The following is a 14,677-nucleotide window of genomic DNA, read 5'->3' as shown; positions in this document are numbered from 1 at the left end:
TCTAGCATAATCCATGGTTTATTGGATTAAATATCTGGACCGACCCAAGGAGCTTCCATGACGACCGAGTTCACGCTGGTGCCCGTCATCGACGAGGGACTGGGCAACTCGACCTACCTGCTGGACCTCGGCGACGGCCGGGCACTGGTGCTCGACCCCGAGCGCGACCTGCGCGAGGTCCGTGCCGAAGCGCGGCGCCGCGGCCTGCGCATCGCCTACGCGGTGGAAACCCACCTCCACGCCGACTTCATCTCCGGGGTGCGTGAACTGGCCGACGTCGATGGCGCGACCGCACTCGCGCCCGAGGTCGGCCCGCGCGGGTTCGCCGTCACCGAGCTGACCGACGGCGACACCATCGACTTGGGCGCTTTCCGCCTGGAAGCGCTGGCAACGCCGGGGCACTCGCCCGAGCACCTGTCCTACCTGCTGCGCCGCGGCGACCAGCTGCTCGGCGTGTTCACCGGCGGATCGCTGATGGTCGGCACCGCCGGGCGCACCGACCTGGTCAGCCCGGAGCAGACCGTGCCGCTCGCCCGCGCCCAATACCACTCGCTGCAGCGGCTCATGGAGTTGCCCGATGAGACCCCGATCTGGCCCACGCACGGCGCCGGGTCGTTCTGCTCCTCGGCCCTCGGCGGGGACCGCGTCAGCACCATCGGCAGGGAACGGGCCACCAACCCGCTGCTGCAGGTCGCCGGCGAGGAGGAGTTCGTCGACGCGCTCCTTGGCTCGCTGGGCACGTTCCCCGACTACTTCCTGCGTCTCGGGGAGATCAACGAACGCGGCCCGGCCGTGCTGGGCGGCACTGTCGAGCTGGCTGCGTTGACCGACACCGAGGTGCGCGACCTGATCGCCGACGGCGCCCAGGTGGTCGACGCCCGCCCGGCCGCCGATTTCGCCGACGGGCACATCCCCGGCGCCCTGTCGATCACCCTGCGCCCGGTCTTCGCCACCTGGCTCGGCTGGCTGGCCGACCCCGACCGGCCACTGGTGATCGTCCGCGGCAACGACCAGAAACCCGAGGACATTGCCTCCGAAGCCGCGAAAGTCGGGTTCGACACCCTCGCCGGAGAACTCGCCGGCGGCATGGCGGCGTGGACCGGTCCGGTGAACTCGGCCGCCCTGCTCGACGCCGAACACCTCGACACCGACGTACCGGCTACCGTGCTCGACGTCCGCCAGGCCGCTGAGTTCGCCACCGGCCATGTCCCGGGCGCGCGCAACGTGGAACTTGGGGCGCTGCAGGAACAATTAGCGCAGGTGCCGCCCAGCCCGGTCGTGGTCATGTGCGGGCACGGCGAACGGGCGATGGGCGCCGCCAGCGTCCTCGAACGCGCCGGGCACACCGACATCCGCGTGCTCGACGGCGGCCCGCTCGACCACGCCCGCGCGCACGGCCAGCAACTTCAGGTGGAACAGTGAGCACGCGCGCCAATCGGGCACCGGTGCTCGGGCTGCGGGAGAACGCCGCCCAGTTCGCCCTGCTCGTCGCCGTCAACGCCCTCGTCGGCGGCATGGTCGGCCAGCAGCAAACCGTGCTCCCGCTACTGGCCGAGTCCACCTTCGCGCTGACCGGCTACGCCTACATCTTCACCTACGTCGCCGCGTTCGGGGTCACCAAAGCCATCGCCAACTACTTCGCCGGCACCTTCTCCGACCGCTACGGCCGCAAACCGGTACTCCTGGTGGGCTGGCTCTTCGCCATTCCCGTGCCGATCATGCTCATCGTCGCGCCCAACTGGGCCTGGGTCGTGGCCGCCAACGTGCTGCTCGGCATCAACCAGGGCCTGACCTGGTCCACCACCGTGGTGATGAAGATCGACCTCGTCGGCCCGGACCGCCGCGGTCTGGCCATGGGCCTCAACGAAGCCGCCGGCTACGGAGCCGTGGCCATCACCTCGCTGCTCGCCGGCTACCTCGCCGAACAACACGGACTACGCCCGGCGCCGTTCCTGCTCGGCCTCGCCTACCTCGCCCTCGCGCTACTGCTATCCGGTGCCTTCGTCCATGAAACCCGCGACCACGCCCACCTCGAAGCCACCCAGCACACCGAATCAGAGCACGGTCATCTCGGCGCCGACCTGACCAGCCGCCAGATCGCCATCCAGACCAGCCTCAAAGAACCCGCACTCGCCTCGGCCAGCCACACCGGACTGGTCAACAACCTCAACTTCGGGCTCTCCTGGGGACTCTTCCCGCTGCTGTTCGCCACCGCCGACCTCACCACCAGCCAGATCGGCCTGCTGTTCGCCCTCTACCCCGGCGTCTGGGGCGCAGGCCAGCTGATCACCGGTGGCCTGTCCGACCGGATCGGCCGCAAACACCTGATCACCACCGGCATGGCCGTCCAGGCCACCGCGCTTGCGGTGATCGCCGCGTCCAGCGGATTCACCGGCTGGGCGGTAGGCACCGCCCTGCTCGGCGCCGGCACCGCCATGGTCTACCCCACCCTGCTCGCCGTGATCGGCGACATCGCCCACCCGCTCTGGCGCGGCCGCGCCGTCGGCGTCTACCGCGTCTGGCGCGACCTCGGCTACGCCGTCGGCGCCATCCTCGGCGGCGTCGTCGCCGACCTCATCGACCTGCGCGCCGCCGTCTGGGCAGCAGCCGCGGCCAGTGCCTGCACCGCCGTGCTCGTCGCAATCAGGATGTACGAAACCCACCAGCCCCTCAGACACCACGACTGACCACAAATCAACGGCATCACCGCCGAACTTCCCTGGCCGCGTGCCCGACGGCTGGACGGTCACTTTCTACGAGCACGTCGACTTCACCGGCCAGGAGCTTGAACTCACGGAGGCCACCGCTAAGGTCTTCGGCGGCTTCAACGACAAGGCGTCATCGATCGCCTTCACCAAGACCAACGACGACATCGTGGTCGACAGCCGCGTGACCGACAGCGAGTGGCTCTTCTTCGAAGACTAGAGGAGCTACTGAGCGCACCGGGCCCGGTGGCCGGCGCCGGTCACCGCGGCGCAGAGACGGATGCGGCGCGATGATGTGGTGGGGCCCGGCCCAACCCTCAGGCAGGCTTCTCCGTGTCGCCCGTCCCCCCTGCCGTTTCACTCGTGCCCTCCGCGTCGACCAGACCTTCCGCGCCGGCCTGACTCAGCTGCTGCCTGAGCTCGGCCCAATGCTGATCGCGCTCGCGCTTCCGCCGCTCGACTTCCCGCAGACGCACCGCCTGACCAAGTACCTCCAGGTCACGCCAGCTCCGCCCGATTTCCCAGTCGGGACCCGAACCCACGGCAGTCTGGGCTGTGCATCCCCGACTCCGATGCGGGTTCCCTGCGATGCCGCTTCGAGATTCAGCGAACCCGCGCACTTCCGCCTTCGATCTGCTCCAGCTCGGCGAGCGGTCATTGCTGGCCGAGCCCTATCACGCACGCCGGGCCGCCCTGGCCCAGATCCCGATACCCGACCCGTACCGGATCGCGGTGGTGCCCTCGGTGAGTTTCGACCAGCTCGCCGCGGACCGGCTCACCCCCCAGCACCTGCTGCAGCGGGCCGCGGAGGACGGCGCCGAAGGCCTCTTGTAGCCAGGGTTTGCCGTTGACCGGTTGACCACTTGGTGGTGGTTCGCCTTTGCCGCCTCGGCAGGGGGCCTCGACTGGTGAGGTCGCCTAGTCAACTGTCGCGAGTTCTCGGTGATTGAGCCGCAAACCTCGCCGCCGACACTGCCCGCTGCCCAGCGCTGCCGCCACGGCAGCAGGCCGACCTCGTCGGACGACGCGACGCCATCGTTCAATTCCTCGACCGGACTACCGGGAGCCGACCATGACCCGCCCGCCACTCCCCGCACCGGTCACCCGAGGGCCGAGCGTGACCCCTCAGGTGACCGCGGAGCGGATCGTCACGAATGCCGGGCGAGGTTCGCCCGCAGGACCTCTTCGAGGTTCAGCTCCACCTCGCGCGTGTGCACCCCGGCCGCGAGTGCTGCCCGGGCAAGCTCTTCGGACGCGGGCGTGAACGTTTCCCCGAGCAGGCGGTCTTCCGCGCGCAGTGCGTCCTCGATCGTTCCGTCGGCCGCGTCGATCGCTTTGGTGGCCGCGGCGCGGACACCGTCGGGCAGACTCGCGATGGTCAGTGCGACCCGCTCGACGAACTCGTCCAGTTCCGCGGCGGGCAGAGCTCGGTTCACCCATCCCCAGCGCTCGGCGGTCGCCGCGTCGACCAGACCGCCTGTCAGCACGATCTCCAGGGCGCGAGCGCGACCCACGAGGCGGGGCAGGTGGGCAGTCGCACCAGCTCCGGGGACGATGCCGATCAATGCCTCGAACTGGCCGAAAGCCGCGGTCTCGAGGGCCGCGAACCGCAGGTCCAGGCTGGAAGCCAGCTCGGAGCCACCACCGCGGGCGAGTCCCGCGACCTTGGCAATGGTGGTCTGGGGCAGACGCCGCCAGCGCTCGTGGAGCCGCATCATCGGGCCGGTCCCGGCAAGCGTCTCCTCCGCGATCGGGAGGGCGGCGTACGTCGCGGGGTCCTCCACGAACGACAGGTCACCGTGTGCCAGGAAGAACTCCGGATTGGCGCTCTGGACCACGATGACGTGCAGGTCGGGATCGTTCTCGGCCGATGCGGCGACGGCGTCCAGGTCGAGCAGGACCTGGGCCGTCATCAGGTTGACGGGCGGAACATCGATCGAGACCCACAGCACTCCGTCCTGGCGCTTGACGTGGAGGCTGGGCGGGGACTGGTCAGTCATGAGATTCCTTTGGATCGAAGGTATCTCTGCTATACCAGGTATATGAAAGGTACTTCAAGGAAACCTGGTATCCGCGAAGATCAGGCCGACCCCGAGACCATCGTCGGCTCGCAACGCGAGCTCCTGGACCAGCTCCTGGACAAGTGGGGTCACCTGTTGCTGGCCGCGTTGTGCCGGCAGCCGCGACGCTTCAACGAACTCAAGAAGGAGTTCGATGGGATCACTCAAAAATCGCTGACGCAGGCACTGCGGCGGTTGGAACGCAACGGCCTCGTCGAGCGCCGGGTGCTGGAGCAACGCCCCGTTGCCGTGGAGTACCGGATCACGCCGCTGGGTCGTACGCTCGAGGAGCCCTTCTTGATCCTGCGCGCCTGGACGGCCGACCACCTCGCCGAAGTCGAACGACACAGGGAGGCATATGACGAGGCAGCCGGCGCCACCCGCACCTAATGTCTTAGGCCCGCGCGGGATGCTCCGATCCTCGAGTTCCTCGACGGTCGTATGAACCGTCCATCCTCGCGCGATCATGGCTGGTGATCATTCGGTCAATGACCGCCTGTGCACAAGGGATTATCGCGAAACGCCGCGACGCCCCCTACACCCCCGGCAAGCGCACCGACGCCTGGCTCAAGCACCCCTTGATCCAGACCCAGGAGGTGCTGGTCTGCGGCTGGCGGCCCGGGCAGCGCAGCTTCGCCGGCACGCTGGGCAGCCTCCTGCTCGGCGCCCACGACCCCAGCACCGGCGAGCTCATCTACATCGGTGACGTCGGCACCGGGTTCAGCCACGCCGACCGCGACGCCCTGCACGCCCGGCTGCAGACCCTGGCGCGGCGCACCCACCCGTTCGCGATCACCCCGCCCCGCGAGGACACCCGCACCGCCCGCCGCGCCGCGAACTGCACGTCGTGCTGGACAACTACCACACCCACAAGCACGCCGACATCAACGCCTGGCTGGCCAGGAACCCGAGGATCACACTGCACTTCACGCCCACCTCGGGCTCCTGGCTGAACCTGGTCGAAGTCTTCTTCGGCATCATCACCCGCCAGGCGATCCGCCGCGGATCCTTCGACAACGTCACAGAACTCGTCACCACGATCCGCAACTTCATCACCGGCTGGAACAACCGCTGCCACCCGTTCATCTGGACCAAAACCGCCGACGAAATCCTGTCCCAGCCACCCGTCAACGAACCTCAGACGTGCGACACTAGCGGCTCGACGGGAAATCCATAGCGAGCCGACCGCCAGCGATCGGCGACTCCCAGCCGCGTTATCCTCGACTGCGCTCACGGAGCGGTGGCGATATCAGGCGCACAGGCTCACGGTGAGCGTCTGACACAGCTCGCCCGGTGTCTGGGCGCCCCCAGTCGAACCAGGGGTCGGCGGATCCCGCCGAAGCGGTTGAGTGGCTCGCCCTCCAGCCGTGGTGCACCGGACGCGTCGACGTCCTCGGCGTCTACTTCCCTGCGATCGCCGCCTCGTGGGTGGTCGAGCGTCGTCCCGCGTATTTGGCTGCGATGATGCCGTGGTACGGCGCTGCCAACGCCTGCCGTAAGGCATACCGTCACGACGGGATCGAACAGCGGATTCCTCGACGCGTAGTGGTACTAAAGGGTGCGCAACCAGCACGACAGCGACGTGCCCGACCCTGTGAACCTTGCCGCCTGCGGGCAGCACCTTCCCGGCCGAGGCCCGGGAACTTCGGCCGCCCGAAACCTGAACAGCGGCCCAGGGCATGAACTGGTCGAAGATCACCGTGCCGTTTCTCTCCGAACCGATTCCTAGCGCCCCCTGGGGTAACTCACAGAATGTTCAAAGGAACGCTCCGTAGCGTCTTCGGCGTGAACGACACCACCACCGACACGATTGCCTCCCCTCCTCTGCGGCGCCGTAAGGCGCTCTGGGTGGCCTCCGCATTGCTCGCCGTAGGAATCTCGCTCGGCGGATGCGCCGGCGCCGGTACGATCAGCGCGACGACGTCCAGCGATTCCGCCATCTCGACCCTCATCAGTGCAGAGGGCGCATCGTCGAGTACCACGTCCGAGACCATCTCGAACACCGCCGCCGCCGCACAGGCATTTCTCGCGACGCTGTCCGATGAGCAGCGCGAAACCGTGCTCTACGCCTACGACGACGAGACCAAAACGACCTCGTGGTCGAATTTCCCCGTCACCTTCGTCGAACGCGCCGGCCTCAACCTCAACGACCTCACGGAAGAACAGCAGTCCGCCGCGATGGCCGTCCTCGAAGCGCTCCTGAACGATGAGGGCTATGAAACCGTCACCGGCATCATCGGCGGCGACGAATACCTACTGGAGAACAGCTCCAGCACCGAAGACTCGCTGGGCCAGTACTACCTCGCTTTCTTCGGCGACCCGTCCGGCACCAGCGCCTTCGAGGTGCAGTTCGGCGGCCACCACCTCGGCATCAACGCCACTCTCGACGCCACAACCAACGCCATCACGTTCGCCCCCACCCACCTGGGCGTGCAGCCCGCCGTCTACACGAACGCCAACGGCGAAGAAGTGCAGCCGTTCGCCGACATCTACGAGACCGCATTCGCCTTCTACGACAGCCTGACCGACGAGCAGAAAGCAGTGCTCTATCAGAGCGAGGACGTCGCAGCCATGATCTGCGCACCCGGCGACACCTGCGACTACCCCACCGGCACCGGGCTCTCCGGCGCCGACCTCACCGACGAGCAGAAGCAACTCCTCCTCGACGTCATCGCCAACTGGGCCGGCCTCGCCGACGAGAACACCACCGCTGACGCCCTGGCCAAGATCAAGGCCACCCTTGACGACACCTACATCAACTGGTCCGGCGCCACCGTCTACGACATGACCCACGGCGACGGCATCTACTTCCAAATCTCCGGCCCGAACGCCTACATCGAATTCGCCGGCCAGCGCGGCTCGGCAGGCGCCGACGTCGACGGCGTCCTCACCTCCGGCTGGGGCCACGTCCACACCATCTACCGGGACCCCACGAACGACTACGCCAACAGCGCGACACAGCAGGAAGCCACCGGCGGCATGGGTAACGGCGTACCGCCCGGCGAAGCACCCGCAGGCGGAACCCCACCCCCCGGCAACTGATCAACGAATACCGAGCGAGCAGGCCTGCCCCCTCACCGGCCGGCTGAGGGTGAAGGCCCAGGCGCGCCCGGGAACTCTGGGCGGTACCCGGGCGTGACTCGTCGCGAAGATGTAGGGGGCGGGTTGTGGGAGTCAGCACCTCCGCGGAGAAGCTGCACACGAGCAGCGACTGCACCACGTCGACGAGGGACCGGCGAGGTGCTCGCTGGGCAGTGCCGGAGCCTGGCCCTGACACCATGGCAACCCGGCGGCCTGCCTTGAGGACGTACCGGCCGGGTCAATCTCCGAAGGCGGCGCGAACGACTTCCGCAAGCGGAAGGGCTGCCTGGCCGGCATCGACGAGCACCGACCGCTGGTCGCCGCCCGCACCGGCGAAAATGCGCGTCTGCAAGCCGTTGGCGCGCGGCTATGGCGGCGCCGCGACGTGATCTGCAACATCAACATTGTCGAACGCCTCTTCGTCCGGTCTCGGGCACGCTCACCACAGCCACGGTCATGAGATGTCCTCAGGGTGGGATTCCGGGTGTACGGCGAGCAGGCTCAGCAGGGCGCGGCGGCCGGTGAGCGGGTGGTCGGGCGCGGTGAAGCCGTTGGCGCCCAGTACCGCCGCTTCCACGCCGTCGGCTGCGGCGTGGGCAGCCCGTACCGAGGAAACTTCGGCCTGTGCAGCTGGGCCGGTCACCGTTGTCGTCTGGGTGGCGGCGAGCCCCAGTGCGCGCAGGGCTGCGGACGAGGGCAATCCTCGTGCCACCACAGCCGAGAGTGCGGCGGCGAGGGTTAGCAGGCGGTCGGCCGGGATGTCCAGTCGCGAGGCCATCCGCGACACCGCTTCGGCCACCGCGCCACCACCGGCGGCGGTGATGACCGCGGACACCGGATCGTTTCCGGCCTCCACCAAGGCACCAGCTGCCGCGGCCGCCCGCTCTCGATCGTCCCCACCGGGTGCCGCCTGTACTGGTGAACCGTCCACAGTGGATGAGGCAAGAAAGCGGGCCAGTGCGTGGTCCTCGCTCCCGTCCAGAGGCTCCGCCTCACTCACGACCGAGGGCGCACCACGGAAGCCCGGTCCGCATGCGGCGAGCAGGCCTCGCACGTACCCGGGCCCCTCGTGCCGCGAAGCCGCGTCCAGCGCGGCCGCGCCACCGGGCACGATCCGGTCCACCAGTCCTTCGGCTTTGGCCCGCAACTCGGCATCGGTCAACGGTCGCGCGAGGCTGCCCCGGGCGTGCACCACGGAATGTTCCAGTACCGTCCCATCAGCGAGAGTCACCACGAGCCGAGCGGCGTCTCGTGCGCACGAAGGTGTCGCCTCGAACTCGACCAGGGATCGCAGCCGCCGCGCCTCGGGCGAGACGACGACTTCTGTCGCGTACCCGGCGAGGTCCACTCGCGGCAGCAGCAGGCCCGCGGCGATCCCGTGCGCCGTGGAGAACCGGGCTTGCAGCCCGTCCGAGGGTTGTACCCGGCCGGTCAGCTCCGGCACCAGAGGGTGGCACACCAGGCGAATCGTGGTCACGGCCTCGGGACCGCCGTGCTCGACCAGCGGCGCGCGCACCGCTTCGGCCGCTTCGATGGCCGGATGCGTGACGATCCCGCACGGGTATGGCTTGAACGTGTTGTCCAGCAGTTCCCACCGCTCACCGGTCAGGGCGGCGGCGTCGAATTTTCCGCCGGCCAGCCGTGCCACGAATCCGTCCGGCCCGGTCAGCGTGTCCCCCGGGCCCGGCCGCCCGGCCGCCGCGTCGAGAGCCGCCCGCAGCCCCCGCACCGCCGCTTTGCCAGGGTGGAACGGTTTGGTCATCGACCCGAACCCTTCGCGGTTGCCGAGCCCGCCCTCGACTGCCCATTCGAGCGCGATCCGCAACCGGTCGGAATCCAGCCCCAGCAACAGGCCCGCCGTCACCGCCGCCCCGGCCGCACCACACGTCCCGGTGATGTGCCACCCGGCGTCGTAGTGCTCCGGCGACACCGACACCCCGAGCCGCAATTGCGCCTCCACGCCCCACGCGAACGCGGCCAGTACCTCCGCGCCGTCACGCTCGGCGATCTCGTCCTGCAGTCCGACGAGCGCGGCCACGCACACCGCGCCCGGGTGGATGACCGTCGCGAGGTGCGTGTCGTCGTAGTCGTCGAGGTGCGCGGCGATGCCCGTGGCGAGCGCCGCGTCGAGCGGGTGCATCCGCTCGGCGCGGCCGGGCAGCACGGCTTTCCCCTCACCGAATTCCGCCAGCGCGGCCGTGACGACGTCCATCGCGGGCTCGCGGGCGGCGCCGACGGTGGTGGCGAGCGCGTTGTAGAGCGTGCGCCGCGCCGCCTCGGTCACCTCGGCGGGCAGCGGCTGCTCGCGCCGGGCGCTGATGAGCCGGGCGAGCTGGTCGAGCGGGCTGGACATGGATCTCCTTTATCTGGTTCAGAAACCGACGATCTGGGACATGAGCAGGACACCGGTGACGAGGATCGCCACGCCGAGCACGTCGAACACCGCGCCGCTGCGCAGCATCCTGGTCATCGGGACCATTCCGGAGCCGTAGACGATCGCGTTCGGCGGCGTCGACACGGGCAGCATGAACCCGTACCCGGCGGCCGCGGTCGCCACGAGCCCGGGGATGAGCGGGTTCACCCCGACCGCGACGGCGATCGGCACCACGATCGGCACCACGATGCCGGCGCTGGCGGTGTTGCTGGTGGTCTCGGAGATGATCAGCCCGGTGACCGCGGCGAGGATGGTGATCGCGGTCAGCGAGGACACCCCGAGGTGCTCGGCGAGCGCGGAGCCGAGCGTGCCGGCGAGGCCGGTCTTCGACGACAGCGACCCGATCACCGTGCCCGCACCGAAGAGCAGGATCACGCCCCAGTCGATCTTGACCGCCTCGGCCCAGCTGAGTGTCGCCGGCCGGCGGGCCGCCGAACCTCGCTCACGCCGCAACGGCAACAGGAACAACGCGGTGGCCGCGAAGATCGCCGCGACGCCCTCGGTGAGGTGCTCATGCATCAGCTCGACGAAACCGTTGTCGTCGCCCAGGATCAGGCTGCCGATGCCGGGTGCGGTCCACAGCAGGACCGCGAGCGCGAACGCCACGCAGGTATTCGCCTCACCCCGTGAGAAGCCGCCGAGCTCGGCGCGCTGGGCCGCCACGTATTCGGCCGCGCCCTCCAGTTCGCGCACCTCCGGGCCGTTCAGCCAGAGCAGCACCACGCACAGCACCACGAACATGACCAGCACGATCGGCGCGAACGTCAGCACCCACTGCACGAAGTTGATCGTGCGCCCGGTCTGCTCCTCGATTAGGTCGCGACCGATGAGCTGGTGCGGCGCGCCGATCGGGGTGAGCAGGCCGCCGATCGAGGCACCGTAGGCGATCATCAGCATCAGTGCGGTGGACCAGCGTGAGTGTCGCAGGTCGCGGCCGTCCTTCTCGCGGTTGATCGCGTTGACGGCACCGATGATGCCGATGCCGATCGGGAACAGCATCGCGACCGTGGCCGTGTTCGAGATGAACGCCGAGATCACCATGGCCATCGCGCCGAACGCGATCACCGTGCGCGCTGGGGAGCTGACGATCGCGCCCACGGACAGCACGCGCAGCGCGATGCGCCGGTCGAGCCCGTGCACGGTCATCGCGCGGGCGATCACGAACCCGCCGAGGAAGGTGAAGATCGTGTCGTTGCCGAATGCGCCGAACACCGTGTCCTCGTCGGCGACGCCGAGGAAGACGCACAGCACGATCGCGAAGACGGCGGTGACGGCGAGTGGGATGGCTTCGGTGACCCACCAGGCGATGACCAGTACGAGCACCGCGGCCAGTGCCCGTTGTGGCCACGGGAGCCCGCCCGCGGCCAGCAGGACCAGCCCGAAGGCCAGCGGGCCGAGGACCAGCCCCGCGCGGCCGCGGATGGTGTCGAAGCGTTCCTGGCGGTCGGTGGCGGTGTCTTCCGGTGCCGCGTCGTTGCGGGCCTGCGTTTCCATGCATCCTCCGGGGCTGCCCGTAATGCGATACGATGTTCCGTATAGCGGGCACTGTAGAAGTGCTGGCACGGCCGTGGCAAGAGGCGCCGATAGGCTTGGAGCCGTGGCAGCAGGAGAAGACGGCGGCGAGAAGCCGTCAGGAGTGCAGTCGATCGACCGCGCGGTGGCGATCCTGACCGCTTTCTCCCGCGCCCGGCCGGTGGCCGGGATCAGCGAGCTGGCCAAGCACACGGGACTGTCCCGCGGCACGACGCACCGGCTGGTCAGTGCGCTGACCTCGCACGGCATGCTCGCGCAGGTCCCCGGATCCAGCGCCTACTCGCTCGGCCCTCGGCTGCTCGGCCTGTCCGAGGCGGCGCGCGACCAGCTGTCGCTGGACGTGCAGGCCCGGCCGGTAATGACGTGGCTGCGGGACCAGACCGGCGAAACGGTGGGACTGCACATCCTCGACGCGGTGCCCAGCAGGCGCACGATCGCGCAGGTCGAATCGCTGCAGGCGTTGCGCCGCACCTACACCGACCTGGGCGCCGAGAAGCCACCGCACCAGGGCGCGCCGGGCAAGGTGCTACTGGCCCACGCACCGGCCGACGTGCTCAACGGAGTGCTCGACCGCTTGCGCGGCTCCGAACCCGAGGTCGGCACACGCCTCGGCGACGAACTGGCCCGCGTCCGCGTGGACGGATACGCGATTTCACTCGAAGAACGCGTCAAGGGCGTGGTCGCGGTCGCGGTGCCGGTGCGGGACCACACCGGCTCGGTTGCCGCCGCGCTGTCGGTGTCCATCCCCGCGGTCCGCGCCGGGCGGGACGACCTGATCGCGCTGACACCGACACTGCTCAAGGCTGCGGCCACCCTTGCCGCACGCCTAGGACACGACGACTGACCGGTGACTTCGCTACGGCGGGTTCCCCGCACATCGGCCACGCACTACCCCTTCGGTGGGGATCAGGGCCGCTTGGTGGCTCCGGCGCGTACCAGGCCGCTTTCGTAGGCGTGGACGACGGCTTGCACCCGGTCGCGCAGGCCGAGTTTGGCCAGTACCCGGCTGACGTGTGTTTTGACGGTGCCCTCGGTCAGGTAGAGGCGACCGGCGATCTCGCTGTTGGACAGGCCGCGGGCGATGAGCCCCAGCACCTCGCGTTCGCGATCGGTCAGGACGTCCAGGTTCGCGCTCGTCGCGAGCGGCTCGGCTCCGGCGCCGACGTGCCGTTCGAGCAGCCGGCGGGTCACGCTGGGTGCGACGACCGCGTCGCCGCGTGCGACCACACGGATGGCCGAGAGCAGGTCGGGTGCGAGGGTGTCCTTGAGCAAGAAACCGCTGGCACCGGCGCGCAGGGCGGCGTAGACGTATTCGTCGAGGTCGAAGGTGGTCAGTACCAGCACCCGCGTAGCACTGTCACCGGTGCAGATCCGGCGGGTGCCGTCGACGCCGTCGACGCCGGGCATCCGGATGTCCATCAGCACGACGTGCGGTTGCAGTTCGAGCGCCATCGCCGCGGCTTCCGCGCCGTCACCTGCCTCGCCGATCACCTCCATGTCCTCGGCGTTCTCGAGGATCATGCGGAAGCCGGTGCGGACGAGGGCCTGGTCGTCAGCGACGAGTACGCGGATCATGCGTCCTGTCCTTGGATCGGCAGTGCCGCTCGCACGACGAACCCGCCTGAGGGACCGGGTCCGGCGGTGAGCCGCCCGCCGAGCAACCGCACACGCTCGTGCATGCCCCGCAGCCCGTTGCCGCGGCCATCGTTGTCGGCGCTGCCCCGCCCGTCGTCGCGGACCTCGATGCACACCTCCGCGTCGCGGTAGGAAAGGACCACGTCCGCCTTCGCACCCGCGGTGGCGTGTTTCATCGTGTTCGTGAGCGCTTCCTGGACAACGCGGTAGGCCGACAGGTCCACTGTAGACTGAAGTGCCGCCGGGGGGCCGTCGACGTGCAGCCGCACCGGCGTGCCCGCCCTTCGCACCTGGTCCAGCAGGCTGGGCAGCTGGGCGAGCCCTGGCTGCGGCTGCCACGCCGCGTCGCCCTCGTCCACCTCGCCCACCGTGGCGAGCACCCTGCGCATTTCGGCGAGGGAGTCGCGGCCGGTCCGCACGACCGCCGCCAGCGCGGTGCGCGTGTCGGCGGGCCGGTTGTCCAGCGCGGCGGCGCCGCCCTGTGCCTGGATCACCATCACGGACAGGCCGTGCGCCACGACGTCGTGCAGTTCCCGGCTGATCCGCCCCCGCTCGGCGGCCACCGCGAGCGCCGCCTGCTGGTCCCGCTCCCGTGCGAGATCCCGGGCGTGCGCGTGCAGCTCGTCGAGGTACGCGCGGCGGCTGCGGGCGCCGGAGCCGGTCGCCCAGGAGGCGATGAGCACGGAGCCGAGCACGGCGAGGTCGTGCCAGGCGTCCGACCAGACGCTCCGGCTGATCGTCATGTTCTGTCCCGGCCCGGCCGGCGCGGTGGTCACCGCCTGGGCGGCGTCCGGTGGCCCGAGGACGGGGTGCGCGAAGTACAGACTCCAACCGGCGGCGAACAGCAGCAAACCGGCCAGTGCCGCGAGAGAGGCGGCCCGGCGGCGGGTGGCGACGGTGTACAGCAGGATCGGCACGCCCAGGTCGATGATCATGACCGGCGCGTCCCCGGCAACGTGCGTCACCGCGGACAGCGCGCAGAGAGCGAGCATCGGCGGCGGGCGGCGACGGCGGAACGCGACACCGGCCACGGCGAGCGCCGTCGCGGCCCACCAGAGCAGGATCCGCCCCTCGCTGGAGCCGCCGGCCATCCCGCCGACGACGGCGTCCGGGTTGTCCACCACCACGCAGACCCCCAGCAACCCGGCCGCCAGCGCCGTGTCCTGCCACGCCGGGCGACGGACCCGGTCGCGGAGCGTGGCACCCAGGCGAGTCGTCATAACCCGGTG

General features: G+C 69.5%; 13 protein-coding genes and 2 pseudogenes. 10 read left to right on the top strand and 5 right to left on the bottom strand.

Annotation, left to right across the window (positions count from 1 at the left end; translation table 11 throughout):
• Positions 1–57: 57 nt before the first annotated feature.
• The 4 genes from JOM49_RS26355 to JOM49_RS26340 all read left to right on the top strand — a co-directional run bounded on the left by JOM49_RS26355 (position 58) and on the right by JOM49_RS26340 (position 3,539).
• Positions 58–1,422 carry an MBL fold metallo-hydrolase gene (locus JOM49_RS26355; RefSeq protein WP_209666903.1) on the top strand — a complete coding sequence of 455 codons (1,365 nt, stop codon included), beginning with the start codon at positions 58–60 and terminating at the stop codon, positions 1,420–1,422.
• Positions 1,419–2,687: an MFS transporter gene (locus JOM49_RS26350; protein ID WP_308158877.1), complete on the top strand. Its 1,269-nt coding sequence runs from the start codon at positions 1,419–1,421 to the stop codon at positions 2,685–2,687. Before JOM49_RS26355 ends, JOM49_RS26350 begins: the two co-directional genes overlap by 4 nt.
• Before the next feature lie 40 nt (positions 2,688–2,727).
• Positions 2,728–2,925, top strand: coding sequence for a beta/gamma crystallin family protein (locus tag JOM49_RS26345; protein WP_209666902.1), 198 nt, complete (start codon positions 2,728–2,730; stop codon positions 2,923–2,925).
• Positions 2,926–3,293: 368 nt separating this feature from the next.
• Positions 3,294–3,539: a hypothetical protein gene (locus JOM49_RS26340; protein ID WP_209666901.1), complete on the top strand. Its 246-nt coding sequence runs from the start codon at positions 3,294–3,296 to the stop codon at positions 3,537–3,539.
• Between the two features lie 314 nt (positions 3,540–3,853).
• Here JOM49_RS26340 and JOM49_RS26335 read toward each other — a convergent pair whose 3' ends face one another.
• Positions 3,854–4,705: an enoyl-CoA hydratase/isomerase family protein gene (locus JOM49_RS26335; protein ID WP_209666900.1), complete on the bottom strand. Its 852-nt coding sequence runs from the start codon at positions 4,703–4,705 to the stop codon at positions 3,854–3,856.
• Between the two features lie 42 nt (positions 4,706–4,747).
• On the opposite strand from JOM49_RS26335, the gene JOM49_RS26330 reads away from it, so the two are divergent.
• The 5 genes and pseudogenes from JOM49_RS26330 to JOM49_RS26310 all read left to right on the top strand — a co-directional run bounded on the left by JOM49_RS26330 (position 4,748) and on the right by JOM49_RS26310 (position 7,807).
• Positions 4,748–5,155: a winged helix-turn-helix transcriptional regulator gene (locus JOM49_RS26330; RefSeq protein ID WP_209666899.1), complete on the top strand. Its 408-nt coding sequence runs from the start codon at positions 4,748–4,750 to the stop codon at positions 5,153–5,155.
• A 98-nt stretch (positions 5,156–5,253) separates the two neighbouring features.
• Positions 5,254–5,571 (top strand): annotated as a pseudogene (locus JOM49_RS26325) (ATP dependent DNA ligase); the annotation flags it as partial.
• Between the two features lie 20 nt (positions 5,572–5,591).
• Positions 5,592–5,920, top strand: a pseudogene (locus JOM49_RS26320) (transposase); the annotation flags it as partial.
• Positions 5,921–6,058: 138 nt separating this feature from the next.
• Positions 6,059–6,448, top strand: a complete 390-nt coding sequence (locus JOM49_RS44425; protein ID WP_209666898.1) for a CocE/NonD family hydrolase — start codon at positions 6,059–6,061, stop codon at positions 6,446–6,448.
• Between the two features lie 102 nt (positions 6,449–6,550).
• The gene (locus JOM49_RS26310) at positions 6,551–7,807 is read left to right on the top strand and encodes a DUF3500 domain-containing protein (protein ID WP_209666897.1); all 1,257 of its coding nucleotides are present in this window, start codon (positions 6,551–6,553) and stop codon (positions 7,805–7,807) included.
• A 493-nt stretch (positions 7,808–8,300) separates the two neighbouring features.
• Here JOM49_RS26310 and JOM49_RS26305 read toward each other — a convergent pair whose 3' ends face one another.
• The gene (locus tag JOM49_RS26305) at positions 8,301–10,199 is read right to left on the bottom strand and encodes an MmgE/PrpD family protein (protein ID WP_209666896.1); all 1,899 of its coding nucleotides are present in this window, start codon (positions 10,197–10,199) and stop codon (positions 8,301–8,303) included.
• 18 nt (positions 10,200–10,217) lie between these two features.
• Positions 10,218–11,774, bottom strand: a complete 1,557-nt coding sequence (locus JOM49_RS26300; protein ID WP_209666895.1) for an SLC13 family permease — start codon at positions 11,772–11,774, stop codon at positions 10,218–10,220.
• A gap of 103 nt (positions 11,775–11,877) precedes the next feature.
• Here JOM49_RS26300 and JOM49_RS26295 point away from each other — a divergent pair, with 103 nt between their 5' ends.
• Positions 11,878–12,657 (top strand): IclR family transcriptional regulator, encoded by a 780-nt coding sequence (locus tag JOM49_RS26295; RefSeq protein ID WP_209666894.1) that lies wholly within the window; start codon positions 11,878–11,880, stop codon positions 12,655–12,657.
• Positions 12,658–12,719: 62 nt separating this feature from the next.
• Here JOM49_RS26295 and JOM49_RS26290 read toward each other — a convergent pair whose 3' ends face one another.
• Positions 12,720–13,388, bottom strand: a complete 669-nt coding sequence (locus JOM49_RS26290) for a response regulator (RefSeq protein ID WP_209666893.1) — start codon at positions 13,386–13,388, stop codon at positions 12,720–12,722.
• Positions 13,385–14,668 carry a sensor histidine kinase gene (locus JOM49_RS26285; RefSeq protein ID WP_245369482.1) on the bottom strand — a complete coding sequence of 428 codons (1,284 nt, stop codon included), beginning with the start codon at positions 14,666–14,668 and terminating at the stop codon, positions 13,385–13,387. The genes JOM49_RS26290 and JOM49_RS26285 overlap by 4 nt, the downstream gene beginning before the upstream one ends.
• Positions 14,669–14,677: the final 9 nt, after the last annotated feature.

The sequence above is a fragment of the Amycolatopsis magusensis genome (assembly GCF_017875555.1).
Lineage (GTDB): Bacteria > Actinomycetota > Actinomycetes > Mycobacteriales > Pseudonocardiaceae > Amycolatopsis > Amycolatopsis magusensis.
Note: the sequence above shows the minus strand (reverse complement) of the source record. Positions and strands in the feature narration are given on the sequence as shown.

Bases quoted from the DNA above. Each gene is read 5' to 3' on its own strand.
- JOM49_RS26355 (WP_209666903.1), top strand. From the start codon at position 58: ATGACGACCGAGTTCACGCTGGTGCCCGTCATCGACGAGGGACTGGGC.
- JOM49_RS26340 (WP_209666901.1), top strand. From the start codon at position 3,294: ATGCCGCTTCGAGATTCAGCGAACCCGCGCACTTCCGCCTTCGATCTG.
- JOM49_RS26335 (WP_209666900.1), bottom strand. From the start codon at position 4,705: ATGACTGACCAGTCCCCGCCCAGCCTCCACGTCAAGCGCCAGGACGGA.
- JOM49_RS26330 (WP_209666899.1), top strand. From the start codon at position 4,748: ATGAAAGGTACTTCAAGGAAACCTGGTATCCGCGAAGATCAGGCCGAC.
- JOM49_RS26305 (WP_209666896.1), bottom strand. From the start codon at position 10,199: ATGTCCAGCCCGCTCGACCAGCTCGCCCGGCTCATCAGCGCCCGGCGC.
- JOM49_RS26300 (WP_209666895.1), bottom strand. From the start codon at position 11,774: ATGGAAACGCAGGCCCGCAACGACGCGGCACCGGAAGACACCGCCACC.
- JOM49_RS26290 (WP_209666893.1), bottom strand. From the start codon at position 13,388: ATGATCCGCGTACTCGTCGCTGACGACCAGGCCCTCGTCCGCACCGGC.
- JOM49_RS26285 (WP_245369482.1), bottom strand. From the start codon at position 14,668: ATGACGACTCGCCTGGGTGCCACGCTCCGCGACCGGGTCCGTCGCCCG.